The organism is Bacteroidota bacterium, from assembly GCA_018831055.1.
GTDB lineage: Bacteria > Bacteroidota > Bacteroidia > Bacteroidales > B18-G4 > M55B132.
Genome location: JAHJRE010000229.1, coordinates 1 through 2,430, shown reverse-complemented (window position 1 = coordinate 2,430; position 2,430 = coordinate 1). Strand labels below are relative to the sequence as shown.

Sequence of the window (2,430 nt, the reverse complement as noted above, 5' to 3'; positions counted from 1 at the left end):
CATAGTAAATAAGGAAAATTTTTTATACCCTGGGACAGAGTTGAAACTGGTATTTAAGGCTGCATAAACTGCATTTAAATTTGGCTAATGTCAGGAGCTCTGAAATTGATGTTGTAATTGTCGGCCCGTTCACAAAAGAAATTCGCGACATTGAATGGCCAAAGACACTTGAAAGTATCTTTGGCGGCCCTGTTGAAATCCATTATGTTTACTGCAAGCCTGAGATCAGAAAAAAAAGGATGTTGACAAGGGCAAATCCGAGAGATTCTGATAAATTCAAAAACTGGAATAAATTTAACACATATTATGGCAATGAAGAGCCACCCGTATTTGAACATATAATCGTCGATAATTCAGAAGATCTGGAGATTCTCTGAAATACTGTCTTTTGTGTAATGGGCAACCCTTTTTTTAAATAGGGTTTTTTTACCTACCGTCAAAGAGCTGAAACCGGCCTTATTCAAAATTCATTTTTATGTAAAGTATAATTTTTTTATATTCAACCAGGACATTAAAGGCTGTTTTAAAAGCAATTCCCTGAACAAGATTCCATATCGATCCAGCAAGAGGAAGGCATATAAGCTGTTCCAGGCGCTCAAACAGGTCATCAATGCTGTCTGATTTTTTCAAAAAGTCTTGGTAATGTGCCAGGAACAGGGGCAAATATTGGAATATAAAGGAATATCTATTTACAGTATTAGTATATCTTGATACTGAATTATTAATTATAATTTTAAATGTTTCAGGTCAGATATCATTTATTGCAGCGGACCGAACCCCCCTGTTCCCGTGCTGCGACCGGCAAACCCTGAACACAACCATTATATTGCAAAAAGGATGGAATGATATGGCTTACGATGAGGGACTTGCAGAAAGATTACGTGATCTATTACAGGATCAAAAAGAAGTGGAAGAAAAAAAATGTTCGATGGTCTTTGTTTCATGGTTTCCAAACACATGTGCTGCGGAATTGTAGGTGATAAACTAATGGCTCGTGTTGGAGCAGAAAACTATGGGGGCTATAATGACATCAAGTAATAATATTAATAAAGATTTTTCATTCAGGGTTTTGCCTGTAATTGAGAAACAGGTTTTCAGGATGGGTATTGCCGGCAACTACGGTATAGATTCTTCTGATGTTGAATGGGCCGCAGACCAGGGAGCTAATTACTGGGTATGGGGTCCTGGTTTTAAAAAAGTTACACCAGGGATTAAGGAAGTAATCAGAAAAGATAGAGAGAAGAATGTGGTGTCCCTGCTTGGCTGGGGATTTTTTGGCTGGCAGGTGCGCCAAAGTATTGAAAATGCTCTGCGCAAATTAAATACGGATTACCTGGATGTTTTCAAACTTGGGTGGCTGGGGCGGACATCAACTTATAGCAAGGGTGTTGTTGATTCATTATTGAAACTTAAACAGGAAGGTAAAATTAAGGCTATTGGAACCAGCATCCATGATAGGAAACGGGCCGGTAAATTGGCCTTGGACTCAGAATTTGATCTGCTGATGATTCGCTATAATGCAAAACATACTGGAGCAGAAGAGGATATTTTCCCGCATTTAAAAACCCGGAATCCTTGTGTTGTAAGTTATACAGCCTTGGCTTGGCAGCAGTTAATCAACCCTTTGAAAAATATTGAAATGCCTCCATGGCCGAGTAGCAAGGAAGAGGCTAAGATACCTCCTCTAACACCTGAACTCTGCTATAGATTTGTGTTGTCAAATCCTCACGTTCACCTGGTTCTGACAGGTCCGAAAAACAGGGAGCAGCTGATGATGAATTTTCGAGCGATACAGCAGGGGGCTTTAATTCAAGAAGAATTGGACTGGATTCGACAATATGGAAAACTAATCAGATCTAAGAAAAAATTTGATTACATCAAATAGGGTGGGCTGGGATCGGGCCACGCTAATAGCCTGAAATTACACTACTTAGTGAAAGTAAGGGAATGGCAGAAGAATATTTTTAAAAATTTCAAGGAATGTAATAATGAATACCTATAAAGTAGGATTGGTGCTGGGAAGCGGGGCCTCTCGGGGATGGGCACATATCGGGGCCATCGAGGCCCTTCAGGATGCAAATATCCCTATCCATCTTGTGGCTGGGTGCAGCGTCGGTGCTTTTGTTGGCGCGATCTTTGCCAGTGGCGGCCTGGAGCAGTTGAAAAAATATGTCATTGACATGGATGGGGAAAGCATGTTCTCCTTTTCAGACTTGAGCCTTATTAGATCTGGGCTCTTAGACGGTGATAAAAAACTTAGGGAACTCTTCTGTATGCATAGCGATAAAAAGAATTTTGATGAACTGGAGATTCCTTTGAAAGTTGTTGCTGCAGATATGTACTCCGGTGGCCAGGTGGTTTTAGATTCCGGCGACCTGCTCAAAGCGCTTAGGGCATCCATGTCTTACCCAGGCCTTTTTGCGCCCGTAT

Annotated in this window: 4 protein-coding genes; 3 read left to right on the top strand and 1 reads right to left on the bottom strand. The window is 40.7% G+C overall.

Going from position 1 to position 2,430, the window contains the following annotated elements; genetic code table 11:
- The first annotated feature begins 80 nt into the window (after positions 1–80).
- The gene (locus KKA81_15115; protein ID MBU2652258.1) at positions 81–377 is read left to right on the top strand and encodes a hypothetical protein; all 297 of its coding nucleotides are present in this window, start codon (positions 81–83) and stop codon (positions 375–377) included.
- A 79-nt stretch (positions 378–456) separates the two neighbouring features.
- Here the strand turns inward: KKA81_15115 and KKA81_15110 are convergent, their stop codons facing one another.
- Complete coding sequence (locus KKA81_15110; GenBank protein ID MBU2652257.1) at positions 457–630, bottom strand: hypothetical protein; 174 nt, start codon at positions 628–630, stop codon at positions 457–459.
- Between the two features lie 364 nt (positions 631–994).
- On the opposite strand from KKA81_15110, the gene KKA81_15105 reads away from it, so the two are divergent.
- Positions 995–1,885, top strand: coding sequence for an aldo/keto reductase (locus tag KKA81_15105; protein ID MBU2652256.1), 891 nt, complete (start codon positions 995–997; stop codon positions 1,883–1,885).
- 103 nt (positions 1,886–1,988) lie between these two features.
- Positions 1,989–2,430, top strand: a 442-nt coding sequence (locus tag KKA81_15100) for a patatin-like phospholipase family protein (GenBank protein MBU2652255.1), incomplete at its 3' end; no start/stop codon positions are given.